Source organism: Streptomyces sp. Pv4-95 (assembly GCF_045782725.1).
Lineage (GTDB): Bacteria > Actinomycetota > Actinomycetes > Streptomycetales > Streptomycetaceae > Streptomyces.
The window spans coordinates 3883963-3899322 of the sequence record NZ_CP127172.1 but is presented as its reverse complement, the minus strand read 5'-3'; the positions used below and the strand labels follow the sequence as shown (position 1 = coordinate 3899322).

Annotated in this window: 8 protein-coding genes and 1 pseudogene; 5 read left to right on the top strand and 4 right to left on the bottom strand. The window is 70.3% G+C overall.

Annotated features, from left to right (window positions below):
- Window positions 1–100 precede the first annotated feature (100 nt).
- Window positions 101–2026, bottom strand: a complete 1926-nt coding sequence (locus QOM21_RS17095; protein ID WP_407551070.1) for a S9 family peptidase — start codon at window positions 2024–2026, stop codon at window positions 101–103.
- A 68-nt stretch (window positions 2027–2094) separates the two neighbouring features.
- On the opposite strand from QOM21_RS17095, the gene QOM21_RS17090 reads away from it, so the two are divergent.
- The 4 genes from QOM21_RS17090 (at window position 2095) to QOM21_RS17075 (ending at window position 7945) form a co-directional block, all read left to right on the top strand.
- Window positions 2095–2928: a class I SAM-dependent methyltransferase gene (locus tag QOM21_RS17090; protein ID WP_407551068.1), complete on the top strand. Its 834-nt coding sequence runs from the start codon at window positions 2095–2097 to the stop codon at window positions 2926–2928.
- A 210-nt stretch (window positions 2929–3138) separates the two neighbouring features.
- Window positions 3139–4218: a hypothetical protein gene (locus tag QOM21_RS17085; RefSeq protein WP_407551066.1), complete on the top strand. Its 1080-nt coding sequence runs from the start codon at window positions 3139–3141 to the stop codon at window positions 4216–4218.
- 141 nt (window positions 4219–4359) lie between these two features.
- Window positions 4360–5490 carry a CapA family protein gene (locus tag QOM21_RS17080; RefSeq protein ID WP_407551064.1) on the top strand — a complete coding sequence of 377 codons (1131 nt, stop codon included), beginning with the start codon at window positions 4360–4362 and terminating at the stop codon, window positions 5488–5490.
- 406 nt (window positions 5491–5896) lie between these two features.
- Window positions 5897–7945: a hypothetical protein gene (locus tag QOM21_RS17075; protein WP_407555705.1), complete on the top strand. Its 2049-nt coding sequence runs from the start codon at window positions 5897–5899 to the stop codon at window positions 7943–7945.
- A 46-nt stretch (window positions 7946–7991) separates the two neighbouring features.
- Here QOM21_RS17075 and QOM21_RS17070 read toward each other — a convergent pair whose 3' ends face one another.
- Window positions 7992–8525 (bottom strand): DUF2000 family protein, encoded by a 534-nt coding sequence (locus QOM21_RS17070; RefSeq protein WP_407551063.1) that lies wholly within the window; start codon window positions 8523–8525, stop codon window positions 7992–7994.
- A 115-nt stretch (window positions 8526–8640) separates the two neighbouring features.
- Window positions 8641–9792, bottom strand: a pseudogene (locus QOM21_RS17065) (RNA-guided endonuclease InsQ/TnpB family protein); the annotation flags it as partial.
- 200 nt (window positions 9793–9992) lie between these two features.
- Between QOM21_RS17065 and QOM21_RS17060 the strand changes: the two are divergent.
- Window positions 9993–10796 (top strand): helix-turn-helix domain-containing protein, encoded by an 804-nt coding sequence (locus QOM21_RS17060; RefSeq protein ID WP_407551061.1) that lies wholly within the window; start codon window positions 9993–9995, stop codon window positions 10794–10796.
- Between the two features lie 160 nt (window positions 10797–10956).
- On the opposite strand, the gene QOM21_RS17055 is transcribed toward QOM21_RS17060, so the two are convergent.
- Window positions 10957–14970, bottom strand: a complete 4014-nt coding sequence (locus QOM21_RS17055; protein WP_407551059.1) for an AAA family ATPase — start codon at window positions 14968–14970, stop codon at window positions 10957–10959.
- Between the last annotated feature and the right edge of the window lie 390 nt (window positions 14971–15360).

Sequence of the window (15360 nt, the reverse complement as noted above, 5' to 3'; positions counted from 1 at the left end):
CACTTCGCGGACACGGTCCGGAACCGTCCGGTCAGCCCGTCACCTCGCTCCACCTCTCACTCCCCCCCCCCGGCAGATCACTGCCTCCGCAGTCCCCCCGTCACTTCGCCTTGCCGCCCACGTAACGCCGTGCGAAGTCGAGCTCCAGGCGCACCTGCTTGATGCGCTCCTCCACGACGAGCGAGCCGTGCCCGGCGTCGTAGCGGTAGACCTCGTGGGGGTGGCGACGCTGCTCCAGCCGCTGGACGTAGTTCTCCACCTGCTGAATGGGGCAGCGCGGATCGTTGACCCCGGCGGAGAGGTAGACCGGGGCCCGCACCGCGTCGACATACGTCAGCGGTGACGACGCCTCGAAGCGCTCCGGGACCTCCTCCGGCGTCCCGCCCAGCAGGGTCCGGTCCATCGCCTTGAGGGCTTCCATCTCGTCGTTGTAGGCCGTGACGTAGTCGGCGACGGGCACCGCCGCCAGGCCCACCGCCCACGCCTCCGGCTGCATGCCCAGCCCCAGCAGCGTCAGATAGCCGCCCCACGATCCGCCCGCGAGCACCAGGCGCTCCGGATCGGCCAGCCCGGACTCCACCGCCCACTCGCGGACCGCGGCGATGTCCTCCAGCTCGATCAGCCCGACCCGGTGCTTCAACGCATCCGTCCAGGCGCGGCCGTAGCCGGTCGAGCCGCGGTAGTTGACGCGGACGACCGCGAAGCCGTGGTCCACCCACGCCGCAGGCGACGAGGCGAACGCGTCGCTGTCGTGCCACGTCGGCCCGCCGTGGATGTCGAACACCGTGGGGAAAGGCCCGGCGCCCTCGGGCTTCTGCACCAGCGCGTGGATCCGGCCGCCGGGACCCTCCACCCAGGCATCGGTCACCGGAACCGACCCGGGGGCCTTCATACCGGGCGGATCCAGCACGACCTTGCCGCTCGTCGAGCGCACCTCGGGGGGCTGCGCCGCCGAGGACCACAGGAACTCCACCGTGCCGTCGGGCCGGGCGGTGGCACCGGACACGGTGCCGGCGGGGGTCTCGACCCGTGTCAGTGCCCGGCCCTCGGCAGCGGCCGCACCGGCGCCGCGGCCCGGCGCACCCAGCTCGTAGCGCCACAGCTCGCTGCGGGCGTGGTACTCGTGCTCCACCAGGAGCGCCGAGCCGTCCGGATACCAGTCGGCGCCCACATCGCCGGGCAGGTCGATCTCCAGGGACGTCTCCACGCCCGTCACCGGATCCCAGATCATCGGCTCCCAGCGGCCCCGTCGCTGGTGCCCCACCAGCAGCCGGGCGTCGCCGTCCACCGGCGCGAAGCCCATCACCGACAGGCCCAGCTCCTCGGTCCCGCCGTTGGTGTCGTCCAGCTCCGCGACCGTCGAGCCGTCCGCCCGCACGACGCGGATCGCGGAGTGCATCGCGTCGCCGTGCTCGGTGTGCTCGATCGCGATCAGCGAGCCGTCGTGCGAGAGGTCGCCGACGCCCGCGGACTCGCGGTGGCGGTAGATCTCCACCGCCGGCTGCCCCGGCCGTACGACATGGACCGTCGAGCCCTCGTCGTCCGTGGAGCGTCCGACGACCGCGGTGCCGTCCCGGCCGATCGCCAGCCCCGCCGGATAGGCGGCGGCAAGACCCGGAGCCGCCGGCTCGTCCGCGCCGCCCGCGAACGGCTGCCGCATCCAGACACCGAACTCGTCGCCGTCGGTGTCGGAGAACCACCAGATCCACTCGCCGTCAGGGGAGAGGGTGCCGTCCGTGGTGCCGTTCGGACGGTCCGTGGCCTGCCGCTGCCCACCCGTCGCACGGTCCCAGGCGTAGAGCTCGAAGGTGCCGGTGGCGTTCGAGACGAACAAGGAACGGTCCGGAGCGTCCTCCGCCCAGTCCGGCAGTCCGATCCGCGGTGCTCGGAACCTCTTCTCCCAATCCGGCACGGCCTCGGTGGACGTGGTCGCGCCGGCGGCGTCGGAGGGCCCGGCGGAAGCCGCGGGGTCGGGGCGGTGGTGCGGATCGTTTGCCTGGTCAGTGCCTTGGGTCTCGTCAGTCATGGGCCCATTCTGCGCCGTGCGCCGCAAGAGCGTTGGCGCGGCCATCAGGCTGTGGATAACTTCGCCGCATGCGAAGTCCCAACGGCCCCGACGACTGGCGCGAGACCAACCGCGCGAGGTGGGACGAACGGGTCCCCCTCCACACCGCGAGCGATTATTACGACCGGGCCGCCTTCCGCCGGGCCCGGGACGTGATCCGCGACTTCGAGATCGCGGAGGTCGGCGATGTCACCGGCCGCAGCCTCCTTCACCTCCAGTGCCACTTCGGGCAGGACACGCTGTCCTGGGCGCACCGCGGCGCGGCACAGGTCGTGGGCCTGGACTTCTCCGAACCGGCCATCGAGGCCGCGCGGGAGCCGGCCGCCGAACTCGGCTACGGCCAGGACCGCGCGTCGTTCGTCGCCGCGGACGTCTACGACGCCGCCGAAGCCGTCCCCGACTCGTCCTACGACATCGTCTACACCGGTATAGGGGCCCTGAACTGGCTCCCGGATCTGGTCCGCTGGGCCGAGACCGCCGCCGCACTCGTCGCTCCCGGTGGCTTCCTCTACCTCGCCGAGTTCCACCCGCTGAGCGATGTCCTGGACGACGAAACCGCCTCGCGCGTCACGTACGACTACTTCAACCGGGACGCCTGGGTGGACGAAACCCCCGGCAGCTACACGGACTTCGACGCGCCCACGGTCCACAACCGCAGCATCGAATGGCAGCACCCGCTCGGCGATGTCGTCTCGGCCCTGGCCGGCGCCGGTCTGCACATCGAGTTCCTGCACGAACACGACATGACGATGTTCCAGCGCTTCGCCGCGCTGCGCCGTGCGGGCGACGGCTACTACCGCCTCCCCGCCGACCGCCCCCGCATCCCGCTGATGTACTCGCTGAAGGCGACGCGGCTGCGCTGAAGGCCGGACGGACCGCGTGCCGAGGCGGGCGCAGGCGGACAGCGGCCCGGTGCCGGGCCCGTCCGTCCGGGGGCCGCCGCCCACGGCGTACTCCGGGGCGGCTACTCTTCCGACCGTTCCGGCCGGAAGGGCCGACCGGTGTCCGCTTCGCGGGCGCCGCTGACAACTGCCGGGTGGAGGCTCACGCGGCAGAGAATCACGGGGGTTTCCATGCGGATGCGCAGACGTCTGGCCGGTGCCGCGGGTATGAGCGCGATCCTGCTGCTGGCGGTGGGATGCGCGGGCTCGGACCAGAAGAAGGTGTCGCCGGGCGCGTCCGCTGCCGTGGCCGCCGCCAAGCCGCTGCCCATGAAGACCGCTCCTCACCCGGCGACCTGGACGGGCACCGACGACAAGGTCCACCCCCTGCGGATCACGCCCACGCGGCTGGCCCGCGGTGCGGAATCCGACCTCGTGCACATCAGGCTGGACGACGACCTGAAGGGGATGGTGCCGTACTACCTCACCTTCTCCTACACCAACACCGGCAAGACCACGGTGAGCGGAGTGGACCCGGCGAGGAACTTCTCGATCAACGGGGCGGACGGCCGCCCGGCCGAGCAGATCTCGCTCTTCCAGAGCAACCCGATGGCCACCGGCTCGGGGCTGCCCGCCGCGTGCCGCGAGAGCGGTGCGGAGAAGCTGGCCGCCGGCGCGACCACCACCGTCTGCCAGATCTTCATGCTGGGCAAGGACCAGCAGCCGGCGACCGTCTCCTACAAGGACGCGGAGAGCGAGACGCTGCTGTGGCAGGTCGGCGGCGGCAAGGGGGGCGGGGCCACCGGGATTCTGCCCGCGGGCAGGTCCGCGGACTCCGCCACGGAGGACAGCGACAAGCACCCCGTGTCCCTGCACATCACGCCCAAGGGCGTGCGCGCGGGCTCGATCGCCGATCTCAGCCGGTTCGACCTGGACGCGGACGAGAAGAAGCTCATCCCGTACTACGTGACCATGCAGTACAAGAACACCGGCAAGCACGACGTGCTTCCGAGCATGAACGACGGCGTGGTGCTGCGGACCGCCGCCGGCCAGGAGTCGCGGAAGATGGTGCTGATCGACATCGGCGGTCCCGGGGTGAGCCAGTGCCCCGAGGCCACGCCCGACGACATGGTCAAGCCCGGCGCGACCGTGACCGAGTGCTCCATCCACATGCTGGCCAAGGGCGAGCCCCCGGTGGCGGTCGTCTTCCAGGGACATGGTGAGAGCGGGCAGCCGGTCACCTGGCGCGTGGAGACCGACGGCGCCAAGTAGCAAGTACCGCCGGCGGCCCGGGTCCCTGAGGGGGCCCGGGCCGTTTGCGTCGCGGCGGAAGGCGGCCAGGTCCACCGAGGAGGCAGGCTGGCTGGGGCGCATGCCCCGGAGTGCCCGGCCCTCCGGCCGTAATCTGGAGGAGTGGGCAGTGACGTGGTCACGATGTTCCTCTGCGGCGATGTGATGCTCGGCCGCGGCGTCGACCAGATCCTCCCGTATCCCGGCGACCCGGCGTTGCGGGAGGGCTACATCCGGGACGCCCGGGCGTATGTCGAGCTGGCGGAGGCGGCGAACGGGGTCGTTCCTCGTCCGGCGGACTTCTCCTGGCCGTGGGGCGACGCGCTGGCGGTGCTCGACGACGCCGCGCCGGACGTCCGCGTGGTCAACCTGGAGACCGGCGTCACGCAGAACGACGACTTCGCCGCCGGCAAAGAAGTCCACTACCGCATGAACCCCGCGAACGTCCCCTGCCTGGCGGCCGCCCGCCCCGACGTCTGCGCCCTGGCCAACAATCACGTCCTCGACTTCGGCCGTCGCGGCCTGGCGGAAACGCTCGGCACCCTGGCGGGCGCGGGGCTGCGGACGGCAGGGGCGGGCGCGGACGCCTCGGAGGCGCGACGCCCCGCGATCGTTCCCGTCGAGGGCGGCCGCCGGGTCGTGGTGTTCTCGTTCGGGATGCCGTCCAGTGGCATCCCGAACGAGTGGGCCGCGACGGGGGAGCGGTCAGGGGTCTACGTCGTGCCCGAGCCGTCGCAGAGCGCCGCGGCCGAGGTGGTCGGCCGGGTACGCCAGGTGAAGCGACCGGGCGATGTCGTGGTGGCCTCCGTCCACTGGGGCTCCAACTGGGGCTACGACGTCCCCCGTGACCAGGTGCGCTTCGCACATGCCCTGATCGACGGCGGCGTGGACGTCGTGCACGGGCACTCCTCGCACCACCCGCGCCCCCTGGAGATCTACCGGGGGAAGCCGGTGCTTCACGGGTGCGGCGACTTCATCGACGACTACGAGGGCATCACCGGCTACGAGCACTACCGGGACGACCTGCGGCCGCTGTATCTCGTCTCCGTGGAGCCCGCCACCGGCCGGCTCCACGAGTTGCGGATCATCCCGCTGCAGGCCCGGCGGATGCGGCTGCGGCACGCCTCGGGAGAGGACTCCGCATGGCTGGGAGCGGTCCTGGACCGCATCAGTCGCGACTTCCACGCCCGCGTCGACCTGGCGAGCGGCGGCACGCTGTCAGTGCGGGAGTGGGTGGGGGACGCGTTCGCGTAGCGGTGCTTCGTTGTCCGGGGTGCCGGTTTCCCGGGCGGCTGCGGGAGCCGCCGTTATCCGGGGGCGGGAGCCGCCGGCTGAGGGCCGTGGAGTGGCCGTGCGGCACGGTTCATCACCCTTCCCGATCGGCTTCGCGGCCTCATCCCCAGCCCGTCCGAACTTTTCCGACCACTGTCGTCCGGCTGTGGACAACGGACCTGCCGGCGGGGACCGTGGGCGAGGATTCGTGGTGCGCGCCGGGCCATTCGTGCAGGCACGGCGCGGCCCACAGTGGAAGCCAGTAATATCCCGCTTCATCCGCGTCACCTTGGTTCTGCCGGCTCATGCCGCATCGCATTCCCGCCGTGTCCCTCGCCTGGTGTGGTTCCCCGACCCCACCCGACGTCTCCCGCTTGGAGCCCGCCACGTGTCGTCCGCCGGATCCGCTCTGCACCGAGCCGCGCAGCGTGCAGCCCCGCTGTTGCTCCCGGCGCTGTTCGTCACCCAGTCCTTCGCGGCGCTGCTTCCGCACATCGCGCTGCTGGTCTGCACTGCGGTGGCGGGCCTGGCGGTCGACCTCTACCGGCAGGAACAGGTGGACGGGGTCACCGTGCCCCGCGACAAGATCGCGGTCGAGGTGACGACGCGGCAGCTGCTGCGGGACATGCTGACGCTGGTCGGACTTCTGCGGGCCGGCATCCTCGATCTCCTGCCCGGCCAGGCCCTGATACTGATCGCGTTCCTTCTCTTCTACGGGACGCATTTCGTGTGTCAGGCGGTGGCGGTGCTGGTGCGCAGGACGCGGAGTCTGCCGTTTGTGACGCGGAACATCGATGCGTCGGCGTTGGGTCTGTCGGATGCGCCGCCGCGGATCCTGTCGCGGCAGACGGGTCGTCGGCTGTTGCGGTTTTCGGTGCCGAGCACGCTGGGCATGATGCTGACCGCGATCACGACCGACGCCTACTGGGGCGGTATCGGTCTGACGGTGTCGCTGGTGCTGTCCGCGGGCGGCACCCTCTACCTGGGCACGTGGCTGCTGCCCAAGCACCGTGTGATGAGTGAGCAGCGGGCGCTTGTGTGGCTGGATGAGTGGCTGGCTGCGTATGAGCCGACGGTGGGGATGTATTTCTCCGGGGGTTCGTCGTCGGCGTATCAGGCGAATATGTGGCTGGGGACGCTGGCCGGTCTGGACGGTAAGCCGATCATTGTGCTGCGTGAGCGGTTCATGGTGCAGAAGATCGATGCGACGGACATTCCGATCGTGTGTCTGCCGAAGGTCGCGCATCTGATGCGGTTGGAGCACACGACGCTGAAGGTGCTGCTGCATCCGGCGAATTCGGGGAAGACGTCGCAGATCCTGCGGATTCCGTCGATCAAGCATGCGTTCACCAATCACGGGGAGAGCGACAAGCTGTCGTCGTGCAATCCGTATGCGAAGGCGTATGACGAGGTGTGGGTGGCCGGTCCGGCTGCTCGTGAGCGCTATCAGCTGGCCGATATCGGTGTCGAGGACAAGGATGTGGTGGAGGTCGGGCGGCCTCAGCTGGCGCCGATCGAGCCCTATCAGGGTCCGCCGAGCGGGCGGTACACCTCGGTGTTGTATGCGCCGACGTGGGAGGGCTGGGACGGCAATCCCGGCAACACGTCGGTGATTCTGGCCGGTGAGAACATCGTGCGGGCGTTGCTGGCCGATGAGGGTGTGCGGCTGCTGTACAAGCCGCATCCGATGACGGGTTCGGTCGATCCGCGGGCCGGTGCGGCCAATGCCCGGATCCAGGCCATGATCGCCGAGGCCAATGCCCGCCGCAGTGGTGCCCTGCCGGGGCCGGAGACCGCTGCCGAGCTGGCGCTGCGTACCGAGGAGCTCAATGCGCTGACGACGTCGGCGTTCCGTCGTAGCGCGGATGAGCTGGAGCGGATGCGGTTGCAGGGCACTCCGCAGGAGGGGCGTGCGGCGGCGGTGGCCGATGCCGTCACCGCGTGGGAGGGGGCCTACTGGGCGTCTTTCCCGCAGTGGGAGCACCGCATCATCACCACCGCGCGTCCGGCGATCTTCACCTGCTTCAACCAGGCCGATGTGCTGATCAGTGATGTCTCCAGCGTCGTGTCGGACTACCTCAGCAGTGAGAAGCCCTACGCGGTGGCCAACACCACCGGCATGAGCGAGGACGACTTCCGCGCGCATTTCCCCACCGTCCGCGCGGCCACCATCCTCACCCCCGACGCCGACGGCGTCCCCGCCCTCCTGGACGCGGTCCGCGACCCCGAGCACGACACCCTCGCCCCCGAGCGTGCCGCGCTCAAGACCCATCTGCTGGGCCCCTCCGACCCGCCCTCGCCGGTCCGCTTCAACCAGGCCGCCCTCGACCTCGCAGCCCAGGCCGACGAACGCCGCACCCGCATGGAAACCCGCCTCGCCGGCATCCCCGGACAACGCTCCCAGGACACGAGAGAGGCCCTGTCGCGCACGCGGTAGACACCGGGGTCGAGGTTCCGGTCCGCGCGTTGTCGAGCCGCGTCGTTCAGGGGTGCATCCGTGCGCCCTTGAGGACCTTGTCCACCGCGTTGCGCGGCCCGTGGACGACCAGGCCCACCAGGTCGAGCTGGTCCTTGCCCACGGCTTCCACCGCCGCCCGGTTGTCCCGGTCATTGCCCGTGGCGAAGAGATCCGACGTGAACACGGCGCACAGCAGTGAGCGGGAGAGCGCCCGGCTGTGCGCGGCGGTCATCGTCTCCTTCGACCCCTCGAAGACCAGCACGGGCTGGCGGAACATCGGCAGATACGAGGTGCCGTCGGCGTCCCGGTAGGGCTCGCCGATGACCTCGGGTGACGCCGTGCCGAGCCCGCTGACCAGGAAGGAGGTCACGTTCAGCCGCTGCCAGGTCGCCAGGTCGTCGCGCAGCAGAACAGCGATCTTGGAGTCGAAGCGCACGGGCGCCTTCGCCTCCCTCGCACCGGCCCCGGTCTCAGCGCCGACCGTGACCCCGGCCTCGGCCTCGGTGCCGGCCCCCGTCCCCACGTCCGTTCCGGCCTCGGTTTCGTTCCTGTTTCTCATGCTTCGAGACTGCGCGATGCACGCCTGCTGGGTCTTGTACGTTCTTTGCTTGATTCCTCCCCCTCGTGAGGGAGGGGGATTCCTGGCTCACGTTGCCTGCGGCCCGGGAGCGCGCAGGTCTTACACGATCAGCACCAGCCGGGTTGAGACCAGCCCGGGCGAGCATCACGTGGGCCGAGTTCTTATCCCTGGGGGATACGGCTCCGCACGCGGTGCAGGCATAGGTTCGTTCTGAGAGAGGTAGTGCGTGCTTGGCTCTTGCTCCGCACTGTGCGCAGTCCATCGTGGTGTGTGCGGGGTGGACGAGATGCAGCTCACGGCCGTGCTTGCGGCACATTTCGACAAGCGCGTGCTTGGTCGAACCGATGGCAGCGTCACCCGCCTTTCGGGCCATGGTGGTCTTGGCGAGAAACTTCGGACGGAAGTCTTCGACCGCCAAGGCGTCGTGGTCGCGGACCACGGTCTTGGCCCACTTGCGGGCGGTGTCCTGTCGCTGACGGGCCACTTTCTTGTGCAGCTTCGCCGTCAGTTTCTTGGCCCGCTGGTAGCCATTCGACCCGCGCTGCCCTTTCTTCGGCCTTCGCCGGGACATCATCCGCTGGTAGCGGGCCAGCTTCTGCGCGGCCCTTTTGCCGTGCTGGGCATGCGGGAGGTCGTGGGTGTCGGATGTGGTGGTCGCCGTCTCCCGCACGCCCCAGTCGATACCGATCACGCGGCCCGTTTCGGGCAGCGGCTCGACCAAGGACGTAACGACGAAGGAGCAATACCAATGTCCGATGCTGTCCTGGTACACCCGCACCGACGACGGATCGGCGCGCAGTACCCGAGACCACACCACCGTCAGAACGATCCCGCCCGCCAAGTGCAAACGGCCGTCTTTCAGCCGGAAGCCGCGCCGGGTGAAGTTCAGAGTGGGGTGGGCGGTGTGCTTCTTCTTGTACCGGGGCATCCCGGCGCGTTGCCGCATCGGCGACCGGGCCTTGATGTCCTTGAGCGCCTTGGCGCGCGACTTCGCGAAGTCGCGGATGAGTTGCTGCTGCGGGACGGAGGAGCCTTCACGCAGCCACGGCGTGCGGGCACGCGCCTGAGTCAGCATCTTGTCCAGCGCGGCCGGACCGCAACTCTCGCCGCTGGTATGCGCCTTCTTCGACCGGGCCACGCACTCGTTCCATAACCACCGGCACCGACCCCACTCCGCTTCCAGCGCCGACCGGGCCGTGGAAGACAAACGCAGGCGATAGGTGTACCGGGAATGCCCGGCATCCACCCTCTGCGCTTACGACGTCACGAAATCCAACCTACCTGTGACATAAGACAGTTGAGAGGTTCGATCTTTATGGACGTCCTCACCACCTCGACGGGCGGACACCCGAATCGCCCTGCGGACGCTTCACCGCTACCTGCCCTGCCCCGCAGAAGCCCGATGCCTCCCCGGTCTGAAGGCCGGGACATCCGCCCAGGAGTCCGGTGAAGCCCCGGCAGGAGATCTCCGCCTGGCGACCGGCGGTCGCGGGTGTCGTGGAGGTGTTCCATGCTCATTTCACCGAGCATGCCTACCCCATGCACGTCCACGACGCGTGGACCCTGCTGATCGTGGACGACGGCGCGGTCCGCTATGACCTGGACCGCCATGAGCGCGCCACGCCGGGCGACACGGTGAGTCTGCTTCCGCCCCAGGTGCCGCACAACGGGTCACCCGCCACTCCGGACGGTTTCCGCAAGCGCGTTGTCTATCTCGACATGACGCAGCTGCCCGAGCGCCTCATCGGGCCGTCGGTGGACAGCCCGGACATCATCGACCCCCTCCTGCGCAGGCGCGTCGGACAACTGCACACGGCCCTCGCGCATCACGGCGACGAATTCGAGTCGGAGAGCCGCCTGGCCCTCATCGGTGAGCGACTGCGCGCACATCTGCGTCCGGCGTCGGCTGCCGGCGGTGCGGTGCCCGGCCCCGGCATCGCCGACAGCCTGCGGGGCCTTCTCGACGAGCGGCTGATCGAAGGCGTCGCCCTGGAAGAGGCCGCACGGCTGCTCCACGCACACCCCGCGCATCTCGTACGTGCCTTCAGCGGTGTCTTCGGTATCGCTCCGCACCAGTACGTCGTCTCCCGCCGCGTCGACCTGGCGCGCCGACTGCTGCTCGACGGACAGCCGCCGCGCGAGGTGGCGACGGCCGCGGGTTTCTACGACCAGTCACACCTCAACCGGCACTTCAAGCGCGTCGTGGGCACCACTCCGGGGCTGTACGCCTCGCGCGGTGCATCGCGGTGACCACGCTGCCGTTGCGGGTGGCGCATGGAAGCGCCCGATCGCTGGCGACGGGGGATGCGCCAGCGATCGGGCTGCGGGCAAGGCTAACAAGGTTGTTTGTATGAAGCGGGGCAACTTCCTTGCCGCAGTAGGCAGTTGTGACGGGGATCACTCGGCGTCGTCAATTGCCGCACGGAGGCTCGTACGAGAGGCGGGGCAGATACTCGTGCCACTTCTCCGGCGTCAGAACGCCCCGAGTGGTCGAGCAGATGCGGCGAATCGCCTCGTCGATGTCCAGGCTCCACAGCCGGACACTGTCCGCGCCGCTCGACACCCCGAGCATGTTGCTCTTGGGGCTGAACGACAGGAAGTTTCCGGTCTTGGCGTTGGGGCTCATCGACTCACCGATGGGTGTGGCCCCGGCGGGTCGGGCGACGTTCCAGAGCCGCACCATGTCGTCGTTGCCGCCGCTGGCCAGGGTGCGGCCGTCCTGGCTGAACGTCAGTGACACGATCGCCTCGGTGTGGCCCGTGAGGGTGGAGAGCCGGGTTGTCTTGAGGGGGTCGGTGACATTCCAGAGGCGGACGGTGTTGTCGTCGCTGCCGCTGGCCAACGTGTGGCCGTCCGGGCTGTAGGCGAGCATGTTGACGGGCCCCAGGTGTCCCTTGAGGGGAGTGCCGAGCCGGGTGACATGGCGCGGGTCGGCCACGTCCCAGAGGCGGACGGTGCCGTCGGCGCTGCCGCTGGCGAGGGTGCGGCGATCGGGGCTGAAGATGAGGGAGTTGACGTAGCCCCGGTGGCCGGTGAGCGGGGCGCCGAGCCGGCGAAGGTGTGACGGGTCGCCGGCGTTCCACAACTGGACCGTGCGGTCCTCGTAGGCGGTTGCCAGGGTGTTGCCGTCCGGGCTGAACGCCAGCGCGTCGGGGCCCGCGTATCGCGTCTTCAGCGCGACGGGCGGTCCGTGGGGGACGGGACGGGCCGGGTCGGTGACGTTCCACAGCTGCACCGCGCGGCTTCCCGTCAGCACCGCGAGCGTGTGGCCGTCGGGGGAGAACGCCAGCGACCGCACGTCGCCCTCCCCGGGCATGAACGGTTTGCCCAGCAACACGGGCCGGTGCGGCGCCTTCACGTTCCACAGCCGGACCCTTGCGTCGCGCGCGGCCGTGGCGAGCACGCGCCCGTCCGGGCTGAACGCTCCGATCCGGCCGGTCATGTCCGACGTCGGGATCGACCACAGGCGGACCTTGCTGTCGCCGCTCCCGGTGGCGAGGGTCCGCCCGTCGGGGCTGAAGCCCACGGCGTACATCTCCCCGCTGCTGCCGGCGAGCGGCTCGCCGACCTGCGACGGGTAGGCCGGATTGCTGACGTTCCAGATGCTGGCCGTGCTGTCCGCGCTGCCGGCCGCGAGCATTTTTCCGTCGGGGCTGAAGGCCACCGACCACACGGGACCGGTGTGGCCGGTGAGCGGCCCGCCGAGCGGTGCCGCGTGCCGTGGGGTGCCCACGTTCCAGAGCCGGATGGTGTCGTCGGCGCTGCCGCTGGCGAGGGTGCGGCCGTCGGGGCTGAAGGCCACCGAGTGCACCGTGCTCCGGTGGCCGGTGAGGGCCGAGGCGATCGGCTTCGGATGGCGTGGCTCGGCCGCGTCCCACAGCCTGATCGTGCCGTTGTCGGCCCCGGCTGCCAGCGTCCGCCCGTCGGGGCTGAAGGCCACCGAGCGCACCGCGGAGGTATGCCCGGGCAGGGCGCTCAGCGCCCGCGGCCGGCGCGGGTCGGCGACGTTCCACAGCCGGACGGTGTGGTCTTCGCCTGCGGAGGCGAGAGTGCGTCCGTCGGGGCTGAAGGCGAGCAGGTAGACCGTGCCGTCGTGGCTGGTCAAGGGCGTGCCGATCGGTCGCGGACGGCGGGGGTCGCGGATGTCCCACATTCGGATCGTGCCGTCGTCCGAAGCGCTGGCCAGGGTGTGCCCGTCCGGGCTGAAGACCGCGGTGCTCACCCAGCTCCGGTGGCCCGTGAGGGGCTTGCCCAGGGGTTTCGGGCGAGTCGGGTCCGCCACGTCCCACAGCCGGACGGTGCGGTCGTAGCTGGCGGTGGCCAGGAGACGTCCGCTCGGGCTGAACGAGGTGAGGTAGACGGCGCCGGTGTGGCCGAGGAGCGGGGTGGCCAGCGGGGCGTTGACCGTGGAGATCAGCCGGTTGTTCGTGTCCTCGTCGTCCGGTCGCAAGCGGTGCGCCACCAGGTCGAGCTGAGCGGACAGCGACGGATCCGTGTACTGGACGCGATCGGCTTCGGCGAGCACCTGCCCGAACACCGCATCGTCCCGCTGCTGCCACGCGATCACCGCGGAACCGGCCGCCAGCAGGGCCAGGACGGCCAGGGCCGCGACCGCACCACGCCTTATCCGGTCGGTGCGTTTGCGCAGTTTGACCGAGGCGGCCAGGAATTCCACGGCGCTGCGGGTCAGGAAGGTGTCACCGGCAGATGCCGCCCAGTTGCGGGCCTGCTGGAGACGCGAGCCCCGGTAGAGCAGCGACGTGTCACGGTGCGAGCCCTCCCAGGCCCTGCCGTCCTCCTCCAGCCGCTGGCGCAGCAGGTTGCCGTTGCGGTCCTCGTCGATCCAGTCGCGCAGGCGCGGCCAGGCGTGCAGCAGCGCTTCGTGGGTGATCTCCACCGCGTCCGCGTCGAGTGTCACCAACCGGGCGTGTACCAGCGCTTCGAGCGATTCCTCCGTCTTGTCGGGGTCCGTGGACTCCTCCGCCAGTTGGCGCCGCGTCCCGCGCCTGCGGGTGGCATGGGTGTCCTCGCCCAGCCGTACGAGCCTGAGGAGGAGCAGCCTCGCGGCGGTGCGTGCCGCGGGGTCGAGGCCGGTCCAGGCCCGCTCCGCGGTCGCCGCCACCGCTCCCTGGATGCCGCCCGCCGCGCGGTAGCCGGCCAGCGTCAGCCGTCCCGCCTTGCGGCGCTGCCAGGTGGCGAGCAGGGCGTGGGAGAGCAGCGGCAGTACCCCCGCGTCGTGCGCCCCGCCGGGGCCGTCGGCGCTCACTTCCCGGACGATCAGTTCCGCCAGCCCCGGTTCGAGTTCCAGACCGACGGCCTTGGCCGGGCCGGTCACCGCTTCGCGCAGTTCGGCGGTGGTCAGCGGTCCGAGCACCATGTGGCGGTGCTGCAGCGCGTCGGCCAGTTCGGGATAGGCCAGGCAGTGCTCGTAGAAGTCGGCTCGTATGCCGAGGATGACGAGCAGCGGGGGCGGGTCACCCGAGTCGGACGGGGTGCATGCGGCGTGCAGGAGCTGGAGGAAGGTGCGCCTGTTCGTCTCGTCGGAGCAGAGGGTGAACGCCTCCTCGAACTGATCCACGACGATGACCGGGCGGGCGGGGGAGGGCGTCTCGCGTCGCGCCCATGCCGTGGCGGCCTCTCGTACGGCGTGTGCGAATTGCGGAGTGCCGGGCGTCGCGGCCGCTGTTTCCCGATCGGGCGAGATGACGTGCGCCAGGTCCGGGATCCGGCGGGTCAGCTCCCGGAGGGGGTCCCCTCCGGGGACGAGCTGCACGACCTCCCGCTCCACGCCGTCCTCGTCGCCCAGTGCGCCCTTCTGCAACGCGGGCACCAGGCCGGCGTTCAGCAGGGAGGATTTTCCTGCTCCCGAGGCGCCCACGAGCATGACCAGGCCGCCCTCCGCCTTCTCCACCGAACGGAGCTGGGCGACGAGGGCGTTTCTGCACCGCTCGCGGCCGAAGAACCACCGGGCGTCCTGGTGCCGGTACGAAGCGAGGCCGCGGTAGGGGCACACGCCGGAGACGTTCCGCGCTTCGGCCTCGGCGTGCTCCTCCTCGTCCGCGGAGGCCGTGGCACGGCCGCCGACCGGGTCGGCGACCGCGCGCTCCCAGAGGCGCTGCCATTGGGCGAGGTCGTACAGGCCCGGGGACACCGGCGTCGGTCGCGCTCGCCGGGCTTGGGGGATCAGAATGTGGAGCACCGCGGCGAGGGCCGCGAACTGGGCAGGTACGTTCTTGGCCCGTCGCCAGTCGCTGATCCGCTGGACGGATACCCGCACGGGCCGTCCGCGTTCGTCGACCCGCTGCAGCCGGACGACCGACTCGGCCACCTTCTTGAGCGGAGGGTTGCCGGCCTCCTTGTACAGCAGCGCGAGACGTTCCGCGAGGGCTGTGCGTGCCCCTGAGTCGGAACTCAAGGTGTCCACTCCTCACTTCCCCCGCGCCTGGACATCCGGACCGGAAAACTCACCCTATCTGGCTGACCTGCGGTTACACCGTCCTCCGGAGGCCGGAACCTGCCCCGCGGGGGCCACAGCTGGCAGGATCACGACGCAGCAGCCGGCAACCGAGGCGTCGTCCGGACAGGCCACCAGCTCGGTACTCGGATTGACCAGACCTGACGCCGCAATTTCTCGGCCAACTTCCGTCGCCGTGACGAGACGGCGGCGACGGTCCCGTCGCCTGAACCGGGGAGACCCGTGGAGCCGGCCCATCCGGACCGCTCTCGCGTCGACCGGTGATCAGTTCCCGATCCGCGCCGGTGTGGTGCGGATCGATACAGACCGCGCCGTTCGGTACCGGTCCCCACGAGGGGA